Genomic DNA, 21,434 nt, shown 5'->3' on the forward strand with positions numbered 1-21,434 from the left:
TATGCGCTAATTACATTCTTTCTCTCTCCTCTCTTTTACTTTTTCCAATCCCGGCATCTTTTTAGCCAATGCACTTTCTCCTGCTGGAAAATAGAGAGGAAAAACTTTATATAAGAAACCCACAACTTCACTACGACTTTTATCCATATTGTAAAAAGCAGAGCAGACAAAGTACATTAGTTCTTGCTGACTACATGTTTCTTTAGGTTGTATGCTTATTGAGGGAGCAACTATCAAGTCATGTTCAGCAAATGATAGAGCACTGGCAAGAATAGCTTCCTGTTCTTCTTCGGTAAACATCTTTATTTTCCCAGCTAACCATTCAAGCTCTCTTTGCCGGAGTGCTTGTTGTTTTTCGTTTTGATGCTCCAATAGGATTGCTACATTTTCTTGTTGCTTTTCTGTCAAGGCGTTTTCTAATGCTTGGTTCTTTCGTTTAAGAACGTTGAATTTTAGCAAAGCAGCAATGTACATACAGAAATATCCTACTGCAATATCGAATATTAGGACAAGCAGATAATTGTTACTTGAGTTTTGTATGCCACCAGCCATATATTCACTAATAGGGATAACAGCTAATAGCATGATAATGGCTATTGCATAAAGCACTCGGTATCGCGTTTTATGGTTTACCTGTGGCAAAGAGGCAAACAAAAAGGCGATAATCAAAACGGCTATGATTGCAAAGAGTGGTATGAAAGAGGTCTCCATAGGTTTGTTGTTCTGTTTATGGTTTAACAATAATGCGCCAATAACCAGCCTTGTCTGAACCTTCGTGAACCAAAATTCCCATACCCCTAAGGCTCTTGATATTTTTCTCTATAGCGCGTTTAGTTACACCAATCTTGTTGGCCATATTATCAGCTGTGATTGAAGGATCTGAAATAACGAGGTCGATTATCTTTTGTGCAGTTTTACTGACTTTCTTCTGTGTTTCCGATGTATCTCCGAACTTATCCGCATTTACACCGAACTTTTCGACCGAACTTTCTTCATTTACACCGAACTCTTTTGTGTTTACACCGAACTTTTCGACCGAACTTTCTTCGTTTACAGGGTACTTTTCGAGGGTACTATTTACCCTGTTGGCTACTTCCTCTACAGGTATTCTTCCGCTTTCGTTCCAGTTCAAATTATAGAACGTGGTGTAGAAAGAGGTCGCTTCCGTTTGATATTGCGGTTCTTTGCCTTGCAAGAAATTAGGTAATTTCTCTGTAAGCTCTCGCATTTTGCGTAAACCGGAACCACGTTTCTCCATATAATCCAACTGTGTGAACACATCTGCAATGACAGGATTACGACGCATGGACGGCACTTTGTATATGTCACGGTCTTGAATTTGTGTACCGTCAAGCATAGCACCAGGTGATACCAGTTCTACGCGGTCATCATAAATGTCGATATGTACTTCACCGCCCATTATAGTATAATCTCTATGGATAAGGTGGTTTACCAGTCCTTCAAAGATGGCACGGTCGGAATAGTCGGGGAGGTTAAGGCGATAGTTTGGCATCTTCACCCAGCCGCTCATGGTATAGTTTTTGATGAAATCCATACCATATTTTAAGAGCAGCACAAGGTTAGCCCGATGTTCTACGGAACTGATGGCATCATCCTTATAGAGTCCAGTCCAACGGGTGCAGAAAATACGCGATTGAAATACCGTGCAATTATCCACAAACAGCAATCCTGCATTGGTCAGTTTGCCGTCAGGAGTTACTAGTCCGAATGATTCCAGATACTTGTCGTTCCATTCTTGATGGGTTTGCTCACGGAAAGTATTGGCAAGGATGATGAAAGAATGTTTGCCGGCATCCACTTGGGTAGGAAGAGAATCCCATGTCATGTGCGTGCCTTTTAATACCAACGAAAGTAATTGTTGGGAGTTGCATTCTACACTTTCATTGCCAACTCGTACATATGCGGTACGTGTCCCATCCTGATAATAGTAATAAGGTGTAAGCGTTCCTGCCTTTACTTTCACTTCAAGCAGGGTATGCCCTTCGTGTTCTATCGGAATAAGCTGAACTTCCGGCACAGGGTCAAGTCGTGCCTTCATCATTTCACTGATAAAATCAGCATCGGATTGTGGATTCTCCAAACCTACAATCACTCCATCATCGTTCACTCCATAGAACAGACTGCCACCTTCTGTATTGGCAAAAGCCGACACGGATTTGAGCCATGACTTCACTTTCTTACGTTCCAACATTTCCTTGAAATCGTAAGCTGAGCATTCCGCTATCAATGTATTGTTTTGAATTTGCATCGTTTCCTTATAATTGTTAGGGTATAGTTCCCCAATATCATGTACAAAGGTAAGGATAAAAGTGGAGATTCTGTTAAATTCGTGCCATACTTTTGATTATTATGCGTTTATATCACGATATTTATTGGAAAATTTTATATTTTTGCAGTCAAGAGCTGTGGTTGCTTATGGATGCTTATTTTCGGATTTGCGATATAATTGCAACACGTGTACGCAAGTTGCTCATACAGAGATACTGTTGATTTTGAGGAAGTGAAGTAAAGATCACTGAATATACAATAAATCAAAATAAGAGAGCTGTAGATTAAATGTTTACAGCTCTCTTTTGTTTTATATGTAATGTGATTTATTTGACCCCGGACTTTATTACAGTATGTCTCTAATCTTCTCGCGGTTACCCACAATCCAAACGAGATCTCCTAATTGGAAAGCCGTATCTTTATCCAAAGGAATCAATTCATCATTCCGTTCAATAGCCACAACGATACCATCGTACTTTTCTCCCAAATGAGACTGCGCAATGGTTTTATTTAAGAAACGGAATTCATCATCTACAGTGAAAGAGTGGAGAGTCATCTTTTTATCCACTGCGTCCGTATCTATTGTGTTTTTTACATCTTCTATTCTATTTCTGAACTCCTGCAATTGCATATCCGTACCGACTACAGTCAGTTTATCCTGCGGATAAATAGGTTCAGAACTTTTCGGAATGTATATATTCAAATCACCACGCGTGATTGCAACCACATTCACTCCAAAATTTTGCCTGAATGAAAGTTCTCCTAAAGACTTGCCGATGTAATCGGAATAAGGCGATACTACGACAGACGTCAAATCAAGGTCCTTGTCATTGAACTCGCTATTGAAACTTGTTTTTAGCGGGTGTCGTTTTTTAGCAGCCTCTTCCCGTCGGTTAAGATTGGCTAGGAATCTCGTTTCCAATCGTGAATATTGCGTGAGGTCTTCCCTAAGAATAAGAATCAATGCCACAACAGCTATGGCAATGATCACACTTATTCCCCAGTTCAGCTTGAAATAGCTGATAACTACGCTAGTGATAAAGAAAAGAGCAACAGATACACGGCCTAGAACGAGAGAAACCAGTCGTCCGTGATTGTAATTCTCATCTCTCCATAGCTTCAGGAATAATTCGTAAGAGTTGTATTTGTTGGAGATAAGTGCCCACAAAAAAGGAGTCATAAGCAAAAGGGTACCCAGACACATCACCAGATTAATCCATAGGGTAACAGGAGCAAACATTTCACTGATGGCGGGATAAATGATTTGTATAGACAGCAGCCAGATAGCAGTGAGCAATACGCTATAAATAATAACCCTGCCAATCATGTTTTTTAGTAATTTCTTCCAGTCACTATCGTGGTTCATGGTCTTCTTGCCGGAAGCATAACGATCTAATGTTTCCTGTATTTTAGTAGGCAATATTTTGTAAAGCCATTCGGCAAAAGGATTGGTCAAACGGATAAAATAAGGAGTCGTGAAAGTGGTGATAACAGATACAGCCACAATGATTGGTGAAATAAACGGATCGAGCACTTTGAGCGAAACACCCAGTCCGGCAATGATGAAAGCAAACTCTCCAATTTGTGCCAGGCTGAATCCGGATTTGATAGAAGTATTTAGCGGTTCTCCGGATAAGAGTACGCCAAATGAAGAGAAAATGGCTTTACCGATAATGGTAACCAGAGTAATGATGATAACAGGCCAGGCATATTCTACCAATACAGCCGGATTCACCAGCATACCGACTGATACGAAAAAAATAGCTCCGAAGAGGTCTTTTACCGGTTGTATGATATGTTCGATGTGCTCGGCTTCGATGGTTTCGGCAAGGATAGATCCCATGATAAATGCACCTAACGCCGTTGAAAAGCCTGTATAGGTGGCCAATACCACCATTCCCAGACAAAGACCGATCGAAACAATCAAAAGCGTCTCATTATTCATCAGCTTCTTTGCTTTTTTAAGAAAAGCCGGAATAACGAAAATACCGATGAGAAACCACAGGATTAAAAAGAAAACGACTTTGAGAACACTAATCAATAAATCTTCACCCACAAAGTCCTGACTTACTGCCATTGTAGAAAGAAGTACCATCATTAAAATGGCAATCAAATCCTCCACTACCAGAGTACCGAATACGATGCCCGTGAAACGCTGGTTGCGTAACCCCAAATCATCAAAGGCCTTGATGATAATTGTGGTAGACGACATAGACAACATTCCCCCAAGAAAGATGGAATTCATCGTGCCCCATCCTAATAATTGTCCTACCAGAAAACCTATGAGCAACATACTGACGACTTCGGTGGTGGCCGTGATAAAAGCTGTGGAACCTACATTCATGAGCTTTTTAAAACTAAACTCCAGTCCAAGTGCGAAGAGCAGGAAAATAACACCTATTTCCGCCCATATATTGATATTTTCGATATCTCCCACGGTGGGGAAAATATTTATATAAGGCCCCGCTAGTAATCCGGCAATGATGTAACCTAAGACTAAAGGTTGTTTCATCCATTTGAACAGCAAGGTTATTACACTGGCCGATATTAATATCAGCGCAAGGTCGGCAATCAAAGTTGGTAAATGTGACATTTAGTGATGGATTTATTCATTTTTTTCTTCCTGATAGTTAGACAGAAAAGAGCCAAGGGACATGGATGTTCAGCTCTTTTCTTTTTCGAGAGTGTCGGCAGTCAATTATTCATTATATTGTTTTCCTCTATAAAAAGAAGGAAACAATATAATAGATAGCTGCTGCCAGGAGTCCACTGACCGGAATTGTAAGAATCCAGGCAGTCATGAGGCTTTTTGTTATTCCCCAGCGAACGGCAGAGAGGCGTTTGGTTGCACCTACTCCGATGATTGCACCTGTGATAGTATGTGTAGTACTAACGGGGATTTTCAGCATTTCCGTAATGTAGAGAGTGAAAGCACCGGCTGTTTCGGCAATTACTCCTTCCAATGGGGTTACTTTGGTGATTTTGGTTCCCATTGTCTTTACTATTTTCCAACCTCCGGACATGGTGCCGAGTGAGATGGCGGTGAAGCACGAAAAAGCAACCCAGTCGGGAAGGTCATTGATGCTGTTGATACCCATACCCAATCCCATAGAATGGGCGGCTATCATGGCAGCGGCAATGATACCCATTACTTTTTGTGAATCATTCAAACCATGTCCGACGCTGAAGAGAGCAGAAGAAACGAGCTGCAACCTCTTAAACCAGACTTCAGCTGTATGAGGATGTGCGCGCCGGCAGATGTAAAGAACAAACAGAGTGAAACCGAAAGCAATCACCATTCCGATAAAAGGAGCCAGAAAGATGAAAGCTGCAATTTTAAGAATGATATTAAGTTGAATTGCTTCAAACCCGTTTGCCATAATGGCAGCTCCTGCAAATCCTCCGATAAGCGTATGTGAGGATGAAGACGGGATACCTTTCCACCATGTTACCAGGTTCCAGGTGATGGCTGCTATTACTCCTGCCAATATAATAGGTAAAGTGATATATTGTTCTACCACCGTTTTGGATACTGTGTTGGCAATACCGAATCCGCCTATAATGTATTTGGCAATGAAAAAAGCAACGAAATTGAAGAAAGCAGCCCATAGTACAGCTTGAAAGGGGGTAAGCACCCTGGTAGATACGATTGTAGCTATTGAGTTTGCTGCATCGTGAAAGCCGTTGATATAATCGAATATCAGAGCCAGAATAATGATAGTCACTAATAATTCCATGTGTTCCGGCTTACTTTATGCGTACTTTACAATCAGGTTTTTCAGAATCTTGCCTACATGCTCTGCGGCATCGGTTGTTTTCTCCAGTTCATGCATGATTTCTTTAATTTTGATAAGTTCAATGCAATCCTTTTCTTCTTCAAATAGCTTGGTGATAAAGAATTCATATACGTCATCTGCCTGATTTTCGATTTCATGTAATTTTGAGCAATATTCCCGGAGAAGAGTCGGTTTCTTACGGAATGTTTCAAGTTCGTCCATGGCTTTACAGATGTAGGTCGCTTCTTCCTGAATCAAACGGCTCAATTCTTTGCCGTTCTCCGAGATAGGACGGGGATTGTAAATAGAGATTCGTTTGGCACAACTATTTATTCCGTCGATGACATCATCCATGCAGGAAGCTAAGTCATGAATATCTTCACGGTCGAAAGGAGTGATGAATGTAGTGCCCAATTCATCAAAAATCCGATGCGTCAGTTTGTCCCCTTCACGTTCCAGCTCTTTGATTTTCTTGTAGTAGTCTGCACGTTCTGTAGGTGAGTCATGTTGCAAGCTTTCTGTTAAAACAACGGATGCTTCACAAAGCACTTCTGAAAGTTGTTTCAGCAATGGGAAAAATTTGGGCTCCTTTGGAGTAAACCGGCTAAAAAAAGAATTTTTCATAAGTGTAAAAACTTTAAATTGTTTTTTCTTCTCTATTTATATTAGTAACAAATGAATACAGATTATAGTTTGGCGTTTTAAGACTTTAGTTTGGCTCGTACTACCTCTATGATTGCAGGCAATATAGAGATGAATATGATGGCAACGATCAGCAGTTTCAAGTTCTCTTGTACAAACGGAAGGTCTCCGAAGAAATAACCGGCGTAGCAGAATATGCCGACCCAAGCCGCACCACCCGCTAAATTATACATCATAAAATAGTAATAGTTCATCTTTCCCATTCCTGCTACGAAGGGAGCAAACGTGCGTACTATCGGGACGAATCTGGCAAGAATAATTGTTTTCCCACCATATTTCTTATAAAACTCGTGTGTCTTCTCCAGATGGCTTTGTTTGAATATCTTGGAATTGGGATTATTAAAAAGCTTTCGACCGAAGAAATGTCCGATCATGTAATTGCAGGAATCGCCTAATACGGCAGCGGCAAATAAAATGATAACGAGTATATGCACACTGATAGGCATGTCAGGTAAGGCAGAAATAGCTCCTGCAACGAAGAGTAGAGAATCACCGGGAAGAAAAGGAGTGACCACTAATCCGGTTTCACAGAAGATTATAAAAAACAAAATGGCATACGTCCAGGCATGATAATCACGCACAATCATAACCATATATTGATCGATATGAAGGATGAAATCCAATAAAAAGTCCATTTTATATACTTTGGTTGTTATGGTAAAAAAAGAATGTTATTGGCTTCCGGACCATAGTGAATACTCTTTTCACTTAAATGGAGGACGCAAACAGAAAGTGAGGCATCAAAGACTGGAATAGTCTTATGCCGGAAAAAATATAAAATGGCTAAATGAGTATGTGACCTAATGAATAGATATGATATCTATCAGAATATTTAAAAAGATTGGTATAATATGAAAAACCTGTCCATTGGTTTTGAGGAAGCTGAATCTTCAGAGAGCTTAGTATACGGATAGTGACAGAAGGAATATTGAATCGTAGTATCTTTAAAGGAGAGAGGTGTCGGAAAGAAAATGGATTTAAAACGCCATTATCGTTATTGTAATCTTGCTTTCCGGTGTATTCTTTTGTTTTGACTAGTTTCTGTTCTTTATCCAGCTGTATGATATTAGTTTTGGAGGTGTATGATTTGGTATAGGTTTGTATACTGGTACTACCGGTTTCTAACCGGTATGCCTCCTGTGCTTCATCGGAAATCAGATGGAATCCCCAATTCAGAAATACGCCTAATAGTATACAGAATATGTACTTCATCATAACGGTCGCAAAGGTAGAAACTATTTTTATATGAAATACATATTCACAAGCATAATTAACAATTATAATTGTAGCTCTATCGGGAGGGATTCATTATAGTTATGTTAACTTCTGTTGTTTACAGTGAATACAGTAGTCGTAATGCACAGTTCGCAGTTTTCCGCACTTGGGGCAGGTGTATTTATGATTTTGCCATATTAAGAAGTTTTCTTCTCCCTGTTCTTTTATGAATGTAAGATTCATAATCATACTCATTTTGTATTTGTTTTGGTATCTTGCATCTAGTGCTTTTAATCGTTTGCAAGGGAAATTTGTGCATTCAAAACAATAATACTTTTTCTTATCACATGAGAAAATAATACAGTTTTGGCAACTTTCCCGAATTTTTCCTGTTTGGGTTCTACAACCGGGGCAAGGCTTTTTTATATCTTGAAAAGCATAACATAATGCGCAGTCCATTCCACAAGGTGCGATGGAACTGATTCTGACTGTCCTCTTGAATATCATTGGCGTATAAGTTATCCCGTTAGTACATAGCTTCTCTTTAGTCTTTTCAAATCCCAGACTTTGATAAAAAGGAATAGCGTACGTGGATGAATTAACAGTCATTTCATCTACCGGACAATCATTGATAGCGAAACAGAATAACTGTTTGCCGATACCTTTGCATTGGTACTTTTTTCGGATAAAGAATAAAGAAAGATGTTTCCCTTCATGCTTTGTCCCCATGATGCCGACCAGATTCTTATCCTCAAAAGCACCATAAATCACTAATTCATTCATCAGTTGCTCGCTGGAGATAAAGCTTTTAAATGAATTCAAACCTTCTTCATCGAAGTCTTCCGCTCCACATTGTATATATACCTCCAATGCTAACGATGCAGCCAGGGCGTATTCGGTCTTGTCTAATTTGCGTATCATGGCGATTGCTTTTATCATTAATTTGCCGGGAAAATTACTATTAATTTCCGGATATGGTATTGAAATCTGATTTCTTTTTCTTTTTTTTGTAAAAGCTGTAGGGTATTTCCGGTTTGAGCGCTCTTATTAGTAGAAACGCAATTTATTTACCTTTAAAAAGCATCAGTATGAAGAATGTAGAAAAACACTTGGTTGGATGGCTATCAGTTTGTTTGCTGCTTTGTAGCTTTCCAGTGTGGGCGCAAGGAGATGCCGGAGATTATCTTACGATCGTTGGTATGGTGAAAGACAAGCAAAATAAAAAAGCTCTGGAGAACGTAAATGTATCGGTGCATGGTAGCAATATCGGTACTGTGACCAATGCGGAAGGAGAATTTGCTTTGAAGATAAAAAAAACGGAAACCCCGCGTGAACTGGACATTTCACATATCGGTTATGTAAATACTCATATCTCTTTGGAGAAAGAAACAGCTGCTATGTTGACAGTTTGGCTGACGCCTCATTCCAATCTGTTGAATGAAGTGGTGGTATTTGCCGAAAATCCACGTATGATTGTAGAGAAAGCAATCAATAAGATCCCTTTAAATTATAGTGATAAGCGTGATATGCTGACGGGATTTTACCGGGAAACCGTACAGAAAGGGCGTCGATATATCGGTATATCGGAAGCTGTGCTCGATGTGTCCAAAACAGCCTATACCAATAGAAATATAAACTATGACAAAGTGCGAGTGGAGAAGGGACGTCGTCTGCTTAGTCAGAAAGCGAGTGACACATTAGCTGTCAAAGTTGTGGGTGGTCCTAATCTGGGCGTCACTTTGGATGTCGTGAAGAACAAGGGAGCGTTACTCTATTTTGAAGAATTGAATAATTACGAATTCTGGATGGCAGAATCCATGCTTATAGATAATCGTATGCAGTATGTTATTAATTTCCGCCCGAAAGTCATTCTCATGTACGCTTTATTATACGGTAAATTGTATATCGATCGTGAACGGTTGTCATTCACCCGTATAGAAATGAGTCTGGATATGCAGAATAAATCGAAGGCGACTACCGCAATTCTGTATAAGAAACCTCTCGGTTTAAGATTCAAACCGCAAGAACTCTCTTATCTGGTCACTTATAAAGATGTAGATGGAAAAACGTATCTGAACTATATTCATAACACAATCCGTTTTAAATGTGACTGGAAGCGGAAGTTGTTTTCCACGAGCTATACGGTAGCTTCCGAAATGGTAGTGACCGATAGAAAAGAAGGAGTATTGGAGAATATACCCAACAAAGAAGCTTTTAGCCTGAATCAGATATTTTATGATAAGGTAGACGAATACTGGAATCCTGACTTTTGGGGAAACTACAATATTATCGAACCTACGGAATCTTTAGAGCACGCAGTGGATAAATTGAAAAAGCAATCGAATTGAAACAGGGATAGTTTTCTTATATTTGAGGTCAATCATAAAGAAAAGCAAGTATGCTGGATGAACTGCTCATACTAAAAAAGATAAAGGAAGGTGATATAAAAGCGTTTGAGGAACTCTTTCGCCGTTACTATTTTCCTCTTTGCTGTTATGCGGCAGGCATTACCGGGCAGATGGCGGTGGCGGAAGAAATTGTGGAAGAGCTTTTCTATGTACTTTGGAAAGAAAGGGAGCGCTTACAGATTTTCCAGTCCGTTAAGAGCTATCTGTACAGGGCGACTCGCAATCAATCTTTGCAGTATTGTGAACACGAAGAAGTTAGGAATAGATACCGTGAAGCAGTATTGAACACTTCCAATCCGGAGCAGTCGACAGATCCTCATCAACAGATGGAGTATGAGGAATTACAGAAATTCATAAATAACACTCTTGAAAAGCTGCCGGTCCGCAGACGACAGATTTTTGAGATGCACCGTTTGGAGGGGCGGAAATATGTGGAGATAGCGACACAGCTTTCTCTTTCAGTAAAAACAGTAGAAGCTGAAATGACAAAAGCCCTCCGGACATTACGAGAAGAAGTTGAAACTTATATTCACATGAAGTGATGAAAACAGAAATTTATAAAATAAAGACAGATCAGGCATGGAACCGATTGTATAATCGCCTGGACAATGACCGTTTACTTGCGAAAGTTGATGAGAGAAGTCCTATACGCAAACATTCACTATGGATCAGATACGGAGCAGTTGCCGCCGTTTTGATAGGCGTCATCTGGGGAGCTTTGTATTGGATGACCGGTTCTGAAAGAGAACCGGCACAGAATTTTCTTACACAGGAAAATCAAGGCATTTCCACTTTGGCAACGACTCTTGAAGACGGTTCTGTGGTACTTTTGGCAAAGGAAACCTCCTTATTATATCCGAAGCATTTTATTGCTGATAAACGGGAAGTGAGTTTGCAGGGAAATGCTTTCTTCGACGTAGCAAAGAAGCAGGGACAACCCTTTTGGATTGATACGGAACAAGCTAAAATTGAAGTTTTGGGAACCGCTTTCAGTGTACAGAGCGATGAACATGCTCCGTTCCGCTTATCTGTACAAAGAGGGATTGTGAAAGTTACTCTAAAAAAAGGAAATCAGGAATGTTATGTAAAAGCGGGAGAGGCAGTAGTGGTGCAATCGCAACGATTAGTCGTTCTCGATGCGGATAAAGAGAATGAAGAGTGGGGGAGTTTCTTTAAACACATACGTTTTAAAGATGAATCTTTGGCGAACATTCTGAAAGTGATGAACCTGAATTCGGATAGTTTGCAGATTCAAGTGGCTTCACCTGCATTGGAGGAACGCAGACTGACGGTTGAATTTTCTGACGAGTCTTCTGAAGTCGTAGCTACTCTGATAGCTAGCGCACTTGGTCTGCAATGTGTCCAGCAAGGGGATATTCTTTTGTTATCAGAATAAAACTCATTTAAACTTGAGAAAATGAAACAGGCTTATCGCTATCTATCCATTCTATTCATACTCTTTTTCGTAGTCGATACGATGAGAGCGGATGGGGGCGATGTATTGGAACGGATAGTTCGGCTTCCCAAGACAAAAGGCACTGTTTATTCATTATTAGGTAATGTCTCCCAACAGTCGGGATATATGTTTATTTATGACAGTAAAGTCATTGATAATGATGCTGTCGTGAAGATAAAGGGAGGAGAACGATCTATTCGCCAAGCAGTGTATGATATAGTAGGAGATACCGGTTTGGAGTTTCAAGTGATTGGTACTCATATTCTGATTACTCTCCCTTCGGAGAAAAAGATTCATATACAACAGGATTCCATTCCGAAGCAGCCTATTAACTTTTCCATTACCGGCACTTTGCTGGATAAGGAGACGGGTGTGCCCATCTCTTCAGCTACTGTTGGAGTGAGGGGGACATCTATCGGCAGCATAACAAATCAGAATGGAGATTTTAAACTGTCCTTACCCGATTCTTTAAAAAACGATTCGATTACCTTTTCTCATATAGGTTATCTTTCACAAGATATAGAGTTTGCTTTGTTGATTGGACGGCACAATATACTTAGTCTCGAACCTAAAGTGGTTCCTTTGCAGGAAGTAGTGATTCGTCGAAGTGAACCAAAGAAACTTTTGCGGGAAATGATTGAACGGAGGGAACAGAACTATTCGCATACTCCCGTGTATCTGACTACCTTTTATCGTGAAGGAGTTCAGTTGAAAAAAAATTTCAAAACTTGTCGGAAGCAGTGTTCAAGGTTTATAAGACATCCTCACATTCAGCAGTGCCAGATCAAGTGAAGCTGTTGAAAATGAGTCGACTAAGCAATGTGGAAGCGAAAGATAGCTTATTGGTAAAAGTAAAGTCGGGTATTCAGGCTTGTATCCAGATGGATATTATAAAAGATATGCCCGAATTCCTGATTCCCAATATAGAGAATAGCATTTATACCTATACTTCGGAGGGCGTGACATTTTTAGAAGACCGGTTTGTAAATGTGGTGCATTTTGAACAGAAAAAAGGAATCAGTGAACCTCTTTTTTGCGGAGAACTATTCCTTGATTCTGAAACGAGCGCCTTATTGCAAGCCCGTCTGGAAGTTCATCCTGTATATGTGAAAAATGCGGCGGGTATGTTCGTCGAAAGGCGCGCACGCAACATACGCATGATTCCTCAAAAAGTGGTATATACCATTTCTTATAAACCGTGGCAAGGAACTTATTACATACATCATATCCGGGGCGATCTTCATCTCAAAGTGAAACGTACAAAAATGCTGTTTGGCAGTCGTGATCTTCATATCTGGTTTGAGATGATTACTTGCAAGGTGGAAACCGGACAGGTAGTCGCGTTTCCCCGTACAGAAAGATTGCCTACTCGTACAATCTTCTCCGACACATATTTCAAATACGATGAGAACTTTTGGAAAGACTTCAATGTGATCCCATTGGAAGAAGAAATCAGCAAACTAATAGAAAAAATCTCTTTGAAGATAGAAGAAATAGGTGATTGATTTGTTTTGCTATTCAACGGGATTGCTGTACCTTTGCACCCGGTTTAAAAGATTGTATGTTATGGAATTACCGAAAGATCCGATGATGTTGTTCAGCGTCATCAATATGAAGTTGCGCGATTGCTATTCTTCACTTGACGAACTTTGTGAAGATATGAATGTGAACAAGGATGAATTAGTGAATCAGTTGAAAGCCGCAGGCTTTGAATATAGTGCGGAACACAATAAGTTCTGGTAATCATCTCCTTGTTTACAGCTTATAAATAGAGTATTTCTACTAAAAAAACATAGTGACGCTATCCGGCAAAGATAGTGACGGTATGAGACAATGATGCCGTCACTATCCCGAGCATATAGCGTCACTATAATTTTCTACCTTCATCAAAACGTCATCAGGAATCATGCGTTTATTCCTATCGTATATACCGACAATGATTTCCGCCAGTTCTCCCTCTCTTGTTAATAAAAGCAAAATACCAAATCCCATATTTAACTTCACCTGCCTTCCGCGTTCTAACTAATAAAGTTCAGAAAAAGAATTGATGATAAACGAGAATAAAATTCGTGAAGCTTGTGCCTCGAATCGCGACCGGGGATTCAAGATGCTGATGGACTCTTTTCAGATGCCGATATATAATTATATCCGTAGACTGGTTGTATCTCATGAAGATGCGGAAGATGTGCTTCAGGAAGTCTTTATCCGGGTATTCCGGCATATCGATCAGTTTCGCGAAGAAAGTTCGCTGTCAACCTGGATTTACCGGATTGCAACGAATGAGAGTTTACGCTTGCTTAACGGACGTAAAGATGAGGGAGTTGTTTCCGCAGAAGATGTTCAGGAAGAGTTGATGGGCAAGTTGAAGGCTTCCGATTACATTGATTATGAGAATGAGTTGGCAGTAAAGTTTCAGGAAGCTATTTTAAGTCTGCCGGAAAAGCAACGGCTGGTATTCAACTTGCGTTATTACGATGAACTTGAATATGAAGAGATCGCCCGTGTACTGGATAGTAAAGTGGATACACTAAAAGTGAATTACCACTATGCGAAAGAGAAGATAAAGGAATATATATTAAACAGATAGAACGATGAAAAAGGATTTTGATTTTGATGATATTGGAAAACGGACACCTTACCGTACCCCCGATGGATTCTTCGAGGACGTGCAACGAAAGGTGATGGAACGTGCCGGAGTGAAGCAACAGCGGAAGTCTCATACGAAGCTGATTATTTCTACGGTGATTACCATAGCAGCCGTATGGGTCGGATTTCTGTTTGTTCCGTCTTTGCGACAGGCAGATGAGGTAACGTCGTCTTCTTCGAAAGTATTAGCCAATGGTACGGAACCGGTAGATAAATGGATTAAAGAACTATCAGATGAGGAGTTGGAAGAGCTCGTCAGCTTCTCTGAAAATGATATATTTTTGAATTAAGTAACTCAATTAATTATTTTAAACGTGAAGATTATGAAGACTAAATTTATTTATGTAATTATGGCCGTTCTCCTGATGGGAAGCCAGATGACTTTGTCTGCACAGAATACGGATAACAAACAAAAAAAACAGCGTCCTACACCAGAACAAATGGTGCAGATGCAGACTAAACAAATAGTAAATACGTTGATGTTGGATGATGCAACGGCAGCTAAGTTTACTCCGGTATACGAGAAGTATCTGAAAGAATTGCGTGAATGTCGTATGATGACTCATAAGGCGAGAACAGAGAAAACTAAAGCACAAGGCACAGACGCTAATGCTAAGAAAGAACGTCCGTCCATGACTGACGACGAGATTGCAACCATGTTGCGGAACCAGTTTACTCAAAGCCGTAAAATGCTGGATATTCGTGAAAAGTATTACAATGAATTCAGCAAGATACTTTCGCAGAAACAGATTTTGAAAATTTATCAGCAGGAAAAGATGAATGCTAATAAATTCAGAAAGGAATTTGACCGCAGAAAAGGTCAGAAACCGGGACAAGGACACCACCAGGGACAAAAAACTCGTGCTCCGCGTCAAGCCCCGAAATAAAGATTAGGTTTATTTTATTATAGTTTTATTTTACTAAATCAACACAATTTGAACATAGGCAGCCATATTTATTCTTTTCAGTACCGTTTGATTACTTGTTATGTCTTGTTACTGATTAGTTTGACTGTTTTTGCTCAGTCCGGCAAAGAGCGTTTTTCCGGTCGTGTGATTGAAACTGAAACCAATCAGCCGGTACCGTTTGCTACGGTCCGGCTTTTGGCTTTACCGGATAGTACCTTACTGGCGGGTGGGGCAACAGATGCACAAGGCAAATTTCAGTTAGCCGTCGTTATTCCTAAAAGTAAATCCATTCTGTTACATATTTCTTATATCGGATATACCCCTGTTTTTCGGACTATATCAGCTTCAACAGATAACAAAACACCGATTTTAGGCGATATTTCTTTGACTCCGGAGAGCATTTCATTAACAGAAACCGTTGTTGTGGGACAAGCACCGATGGTTGTGACCGAAGGAGATACTACCGTCTTTAATGCTTCGGCTTATCGTACTCCTGAAGGCTCTATGCTGGAAGAATTGGTGAAACAACTTCCCGGCGGCGAAATAGACGAGGATGGCAAACTGTTGATTCATGGAAAGGAAGTGAAAAAGATTCTGGTGGATGGGAAGGAGTTCTTTTCCGACGACCCGAAGGCAGCACTTAAAAATCTCCCTGTAGAGATGGTAGAGAAACTGAAAGCTTACGAACGCCAGTCCGATCTTGCCCGTCTTACTGGTATTGATGATGGCGAAGAGGAAATGATTCTTGACCTGTCGGTCAAGAAAAATATGAAACGGGGCTGGATGGAGAATTTCATGGGCGGATATGGAAGCAAAGACCGTTATGAACTAGCTAATACTTTAAATCGTTTCCGGAGTAACTCTCAATTGACGGTTATCGGGAATCTGAATAATACAAACAATCAGGGATTTTCGGAGATGCAAGGAGAATCTGCCAGTTCCTCCGGTAATCTTCGCACTCAAAAAGGACTGACCACTTCCCGTTCTTTGGGAGTGAACGTCACTTATGACTGGCAGCGTGTCAAACTCCGGTCGAACATTCAATATGTGGGAACAGACCGGCTGGAGGATAGTCGTACTACAGTCGATAATTATCTTCGTAAAGACAAATCTATTACTGAAAGTACCGGACACAATCGCCAGGGAAATGATAATCTCGTAGCAAATGCTTTTTTAGAATGGAAAATGGACTCCGTTACAACATTGATTTTCCGTCCTCAATATCGTACGGCTGTTAATGACAGAGGCAGTAGTGGCTTCCAGCAAGGGTGGGGCAATGACGTATTGCTGAATGAAAGGAAATCATCCGGAACCACTCATAGCTCTTCTTATAACATGACCATGATGCTTCAGCTTAGCCGGAAACTTAGCCGGATGGGAAGAAACATCGCTTTGAAAGTTGATTATGGAACAAATGCTTCTTCAACCGATAGAACGAATCTTTCTACTACGCATTACTTTAAGAATAATACGAAGAATGTTAAGAATCAAAGGATTGAAGATAAGGTAGACGGTTATAACTACCGACTACAACTGGTGTACGTGGAACCTTTGCCCTGGCTTCATTTTCTTCAGTTTCGTTACAGTTATCAGCATCGGATTAACAATTCCGACCGGTTTGTTTATAACTGGGATAAGAAGGCGGAAGAATTTGCTCCTGATTATGACGAAGACGCAAGTAACTGTTTTGAGAATCAGTACAGCAATCACCTGTTTAATCTTGCTATCCGCACTTCCCGGAAGAAATACAACTATAATATAGGTGCTGACTTTGAACCCCAAAAGTCTGTCAGCCATTCTCTTTTAGAGAAAAAAGAATCGTTGGAAGAACCATTGGAAAAATCAGTCTTTAATGTTTCTCCTACCGTCAATTTCCGCTATAAGTTCTCCAAGCGTACCCGTTTGCAGATTGTATATCGGGGGAAAAGTCGCCAGCCCAATATACGCGATCTTCAACCGATAACAGACCGCACCAATCCGTTAAATATCAGGGTTGGTAATCCTTCATTGAAACCTTCCTATACGAATACGTTTACGCTGAACTTTAATTCATATAATGCCAAGCATCAACGGAATATGGTTGCTTCTGTTTTGGCGGAGAACACTATTAATAGTGTTACCAATCAGGTGACTTATGACAGTGAATCTGGTGTGCGGACCACTACTCCCCTTAATATGAACGGAAACTGGCGTATTATGGGGTCTTTTTCTCTTAATACTCCTTTTAAGAACCGGAATTGGAGGTTTCGTACTTATTCATATTTGCAATGCAGAAATCAGAACGGATATAGCACAATAAACAAAGAAGCTCCTGTGAAAAGCACAGTGAAACATTTGACAGCCCGCCAACGCCTGCAATTAACTTACCGGACAAAAAAAATGGAAATCAGTGCCCGTGCGGAGTTACTTTATAATAATTCCCATAATAATGTAAAAGAGACACGTACGGAGACTTATGATTATCGTTTTGGAACAGAAATGCAGTATTATTTTCCGTGGAACATAGAACTGTTCAGTGATCTTACATGTTTTCAACGTTCCGGTTATGGTTATAGTGGTTATGCCCGCGAAAACCTGATGTGGAACTGTCAGTTGTCGAAAGCTTTTCTGAAGCGGAAACAATTACTTCTCCGCTTCAAAATATACGATATTCTCCGTCAGGACGTTTCAATGATACGCACAATTACTGCTACTGCCATTCGCGACACAGACTATAATGCACTGGGTTCATACTTTATGGTACACGCTATACTTCGTCTGAATATGATGGGGCGATAATTAAAGATTAAATTTTCGTCTGCTTGAAACCACAATAGAGTTTTGATTGTTGTTGTGTCGTACGTAAACAATGAAAACTTTGTCGAATGTTTGATTTCTTTAGTAGATTGAAGGATAAAGGCCGTTGGCGAATCTTTAAATTGAAGTTAATTGATGCGCGGCTTTACTTTGTCAGTATCTTCGTAGGATTACTGACGGGGCTTGTTGCCGTGCCTTATCATTACCTGTTACAGTTCTTCTTTAATCTCCGCCATGATTTTTTTGATTCTCATCCCAAGTGGTATTGGTATATCCCTCTTTTCCTGTTGATGTGGGGAATACTTGTATTTGTATCCTGGCTGGTGAAGAAAATGCCGCTTATTACCGGCGGGGGGATTCCGCAAACACGTGGAGTAATTAATGGGAGGGTTGATTATAAGCATCCTTTTCTGGAATTGGTTGCGAAGTTTGTGGGTGGGATACTTGCATTAAGTACCGGATTGTCTTTGGGGCGTGAAGGACCTTCCGTACAGATAGGTTCGTATGTCGGATATTTGGTATCAAAATGGGGGAGGGTGCTTAGTGGCGAACGGAAACAATTATTGTCTGCCGGTGCAGGTGCCGGATTGGCGGCTGCTTTTGCTGCCCCATTAGCTTCCTCATTGTTGGTTATCGAATCTATTGAGCGGTTCGATGCACCTAAAACAGCCATTACCACGCTTTTGGCAGGAGTCGTGGCAGGCGGGGTTGCCAGTTGGATTTTTCCCATCAATCCTTATTTTCATATAGATGCCATTGTGCCTGGAATGACTTTTTGGGGGCAGGTGAAACTGTTTCTTTTGTTGGCGGCAGTAGTTTCTGTTTTTGGAAAATTCTTTTCTGTCACTACTCTTCAGATGAAACGTATTTATCCCGCTATTAAGCATCCTGAATACGTGAAGATGCTGTATTTGCTTTTTATTGCTTTTTTGATTTCTATGGCCGAGTTTAATCTGACGGGAGGAGGGGAACAGTTCTTGCTATCACAGGCCATGCATCCGGATACACATATTCTTTGGATTGTCGGCATGATGTTGCTGCATTTCGTTTTTAGTACCTTTTCTTTTTCTTCGGGTTTACCGGGAGGAAGTTTTATCCCTACACTGGTGACAGGAGGACTTTTGGGGCAAATAGTGGGATTGATTATGGTTCAACAGGGTGTGATTGCTTATGAGAATATCAGTTATATCATGTTGATTTGTATGTCGGCATTTCTTGTAGCAGTCATTCGTACACCTCTGACGGCTATTGTCTTAATAACCGAGATTACGGGACATTTGGAAGTCTTTTATCCTTCCATTGTTGTAGGTGGATTAACCTATTACTTTACGGAAATGCTTCAGATAAAACCGTTCAATGTAATTTTATATGATGATATGATTCATTCGCCTGCCTTTAAGGAAGAGCCCCGTTATACATTGTCTGTAGAAGTAATGAGCGGGTCTTATTTAGATGGCAAGATTGTGGATGAACTTCGTTTACCGGAACGTTGCGTAATTATAAATGTGCATCGTGACCGTAAGAATTGGTCTCCCAAAGGACAGACATTAATGCCTGGAGATCAGGTCCAAATAGAGATGGACTCACAGGATATAGAGAAACTGTATGAACCTTTAGTGAGTATGGCGAATATTTATTGAGTATAGGTGTTGGCAGTATAAATTCAGAACAGTATAAAAAAGAATGAAACGGTGCAGAAATGAACGAAAGTTTTTCCTACTATAAAGTTGAAAAACATAAAAACATCTGCCACCTGCAACGAAACGCGTGTAATACACTAGTTAATAGATAGTTGTAACGTTGCAGATACCTGTGGCAGATAGGTTGCAGATAAAGTATCTGCAACACGTTATATAATCAAAGAAAAAGCCTTGATTCCTTTATGCAAAGCTATGGGATAATTGGGGTGACTCTATGGAGAAATGATAGTGTCTCTACGGGGAAACGACAGTATCCTTACGTAGAAACTGTAGTGTCCCGCCTTAGAACCTCTCGTTTCCTACCGTGGAAACTGTAATTTCTAATGCCGGAAACGACAGTTCCCCGCCTGGAAACGGGAGGTTAATGTATACAATAAACTTTTGCCCTCCTGGCGAATTGGCTTATGCAAGGCTTATACTGTGTTGCAGATACTTTGATCTGCAACCTATCTGCAACAGTATCTGCCACGCTCCAACTATCTATCAACTAGTGCATTACACGCGTCTGGTTGCAGGTGGCAGATGTTTTCATGTTTTTTCAACTTTATAGAGGAGGATTACGCATCAAAATTAGGGTCACAACCGTAAGTCATAAACCAAATTCACCTTTGTGTCCTCCGTGTCCTCTGTGGTGAAAACATTATTCCATGCTCTTTAACCATGCAATTTCTTCTTTCCATTTACTTTCATCCGGCGTTTCTAATATCAACGGCATATTATCGAATCTCGAATCTTGCATTAATCTTTCAAAAAATGCTTTTCCGATCAATCCTTCACCAATACTATCGTGACGGTCTACATGGGTACCCAGTGCTTTTTTTGAATCATTCAAGTGCATACCTCGAAGGTAATTGAATCCCACTTCCTTGTCAAACTCATCAAATACCTTATCATATTCATTGACAATATCATAACCGGCGGTATAAGTATGGCAGGTATCGAGGCAAACACCCACCCGGCTCTTGTCGTTTACCCGGTCGATGATATATTTCAGTTGCCAGAATTCGCTTCCTAGATTACTTCCTTGTCCGGCAGTGTTCTCAATAACGGCTGTTACGCCTTTTGTTTTTTCTAAAGCGATATTAATGCTTTCTGCGATGAGCGACAAGCAATCCTCTATTGAAATTTTGTTGAGAGAACTGCCTGGATGGAAATTTAAAAGTTTCAATCCAAGCAGTTCGCAACGTTGCATTTCATCCAGAAAAGCGGCACGGCTTTTTTGAAGTCCCTCTTCTTCCGGGTGTCCCAAGTTGATAAGATAACTGTCATGTGGCAGGATATATTCCGGCTGAAAACCGTATTTTTCGCAATTCTCTTTAAAGAGACTGATACTTTCTTCTGTTAAAGGTTTGCTTACCCATTGGCGTTGATTCTTGGTAAATAACGCAAAAGCATTTGCTCCTATTTCATGCGCATTAACGGGGGCGAACTCTACGCCCCCGGACGCGCTTACATGTGCTCCGATATATTTCATGGTTACTTCTTTATTTAATTTTACTCTGCAAATATAACGTTTTTATAGGAGTATATGTTTCTTC

Annotated in this window: 18 protein-coding genes and 1 pseudogene; 10 read left to right on the top strand and 9 right to left on the bottom strand. The window is 40.4% G+C overall.

Translation table 11 applies throughout. The features are described from left to right. Window positions 1–6 precede the first annotated feature (6 nt). The 8 genes from INE92_RS01910 to INE92_RS01945 all read right to left on the bottom strand — a co-directional run bounded on the left by INE92_RS01910 (window position 7) and on the right by INE92_RS01945 (window position 8,903). The gene (locus tag INE92_RS01910) at window positions 7–711 is read right to left on the bottom strand and encodes a hypothetical protein (RefSeq protein WP_005818837.1); all 705 of its coding nucleotides are present in this window, start codon (window positions 709–711) and stop codon (window positions 7–9) included. 16 nt (window positions 712–727) lie between these two features. Then, entirely contained in the window at window positions 728–2,269 is a 1,542-nt protein-coding gene (locus INE92_RS01915) for an RNA-binding domain-containing protein (protein ID WP_005818839.1), read from the bottom strand. Window positions 2,270–2,635: 366 nt separating this feature from the next. Then, complete coding sequence (locus INE92_RS01920; RefSeq protein ID WP_195436448.1) at window positions 2,636–4,882, bottom strand: cation:proton antiporter; 2,247 nt, start codon at window positions 4,880–4,882, stop codon at window positions 2,636–2,638. Between the two features lie 127 nt (window positions 4,883–5,009). Then, on the bottom strand, window positions 5,010–6,026 hold the full coding sequence (locus INE92_RS01925) for an inorganic phosphate transporter (RefSeq protein ID WP_015532585.1): 1,017 nt from the start codon (window positions 6,024–6,026) through the stop codon (window positions 5,010–5,012). A gap of 15 nt (window positions 6,027–6,041) precedes the next feature. Next, complete coding sequence (locus INE92_RS01930) at window positions 6,042–6,689, bottom strand: DUF47 domain-containing protein (RefSeq protein ID WP_134993008.1); 648 nt, start codon at window positions 6,687–6,689, stop codon at window positions 6,042–6,044. 77 nt (window positions 6,690–6,766) lie between these two features. Further along, the gene (locus INE92_RS01935; protein WP_004316898.1) at window positions 6,767–7,402 is read right to left on the bottom strand and encodes a DedA family protein; all 636 of its coding nucleotides are present in this window, start codon (window positions 7,400–7,402) and stop codon (window positions 6,767–6,769) included. A gap of 148 nt (window positions 7,403–7,550) precedes the next feature. Beyond that, a complete protein-coding gene (locus tag INE92_RS01940; protein ID WP_009040725.1) occupies window positions 7,551–7,982 on the bottom strand; it encodes a hypothetical protein in 432 nt (143 codons plus the stop codon). 99 nt (window positions 7,983–8,081) lie between these two features. Continuing rightward, window positions 8,082–8,903: a GNAT family N-acetyltransferase gene (locus INE92_RS01945; RefSeq protein ID WP_055235977.1), complete on the bottom strand. Its 822-nt coding sequence runs from the start codon at window positions 8,901–8,903 to the stop codon at window positions 8,082–8,084. Between the two features lie 167 nt (window positions 8,904–9,070). On the opposite strand from INE92_RS01945, the gene INE92_RS01950 reads away from it, so the two are divergent. The 10 genes and pseudogenes from INE92_RS01950 (at window position 9,071) to INE92_RS01995 (ending at window position 19,836) form a co-directional block, all read left to right on the top strand. Continuing rightward, window positions 9,071–10,330: a carboxypeptidase-like regulatory domain-containing protein gene (locus INE92_RS01950; RefSeq protein ID WP_195436449.1), complete on the top strand. Its 1,260-nt coding sequence runs from the start codon at window positions 9,071–9,073 to the stop codon at window positions 10,328–10,330. 50 nt (window positions 10,331–10,380) lie between these two features. Continuing rightward, complete coding sequence (locus INE92_RS01955; RefSeq protein ID WP_004316893.1) at window positions 10,381–10,932, top strand: RNA polymerase sigma-70 factor; 552 nt, start codon at window positions 10,381–10,383, stop codon at window positions 10,930–10,932. Next, window positions 10,932–11,786 (top strand): FecR family protein, encoded by an 855-nt coding sequence (locus INE92_RS01960; RefSeq protein ID WP_195436450.1) that lies wholly within the window; start codon window positions 10,932–10,934, stop codon window positions 11,784–11,786. The genes INE92_RS01955 and INE92_RS01960 overlap by 1 nt, the downstream gene beginning before the upstream one ends. Before the next feature lie 21 nt (window positions 11,787–11,807). Beyond that, a pseudogene (locus tag INE92_RS01965) lies at window positions 11,808–13,351 on the top strand (carboxypeptidase-like regulatory domain-containing protein). Between the two features lie 61 nt (window positions 13,352–13,412). Then, complete coding sequence (locus tag INE92_RS01970; protein WP_004316890.1) at window positions 13,413–13,589, top strand: DUF4250 domain-containing protein; 177 nt, start codon at window positions 13,413–13,415, stop codon at window positions 13,587–13,589. A gap of 304 nt (window positions 13,590–13,893) precedes the next feature. Then, window positions 13,894–14,433, top strand: coding sequence for an RNA polymerase sigma factor (locus INE92_RS01975; protein ID WP_195436451.1), 540 nt, complete (start codon window positions 13,894–13,896; stop codon window positions 14,431–14,433). A gap of 4 nt (window positions 14,434–14,437) precedes the next feature. Continuing rightward, a complete protein-coding gene (locus tag INE92_RS01980) occupies window positions 14,438–14,782 on the top strand; it encodes a hypothetical protein (protein WP_151934617.1) in 345 nt (114 codons plus the stop codon). A gap of 33 nt (window positions 14,783–14,815) precedes the next feature. After that, on the top strand, window positions 14,816–15,379 hold the full coding sequence (locus tag INE92_RS01985; RefSeq protein ID WP_117811416.1) for a hypothetical protein: 564 nt from the start codon (window positions 14,816–14,818) through the stop codon (window positions 15,377–15,379). Window positions 15,380–15,427: 48 nt separating this feature from the next. After that, window positions 15,428–18,178 carry a TonB-dependent receptor gene (locus INE92_RS01990; protein ID WP_195436452.1) on the top strand — a complete coding sequence of 917 codons (2,751 nt, stop codon included), beginning with the start codon at window positions 15,428–15,430 and terminating at the stop codon, window positions 18,176–18,178. 86 nt (window positions 18,179–18,264) lie between these two features. Then, the gene (locus tag INE92_RS01995; RefSeq protein WP_195436453.1) at window positions 18,265–19,836 is read left to right on the top strand and encodes a ClC family H(+)/Cl(-) exchange transporter; all 1,572 of its coding nucleotides are present in this window, start codon (window positions 18,265–18,267) and stop codon (window positions 19,834–19,836) included. A gap of 700 nt (window positions 19,837–20,536) precedes the next feature. Here INE92_RS01995 and nfo read toward each other — a convergent pair. After that, window positions 20,537–21,370, bottom strand: coding sequence for a deoxyribonuclease IV (gene nfo / locus INE92_RS02000; RefSeq protein WP_008021424.1), 834 nt, complete (start codon window positions 21,368–21,370; stop codon window positions 20,537–20,539). Window positions 21,371–21,434: the final 64 nt, after the last annotated feature.

This window comes from Bacteroides xylanisolvens (assembly GCF_018289135.1).
Taxonomy (GTDB): domain Bacteria; phylum Bacteroidota; class Bacteroidia; order Bacteroidales; family Bacteroidaceae; genus Bacteroides; species Bacteroides xylanisolvens.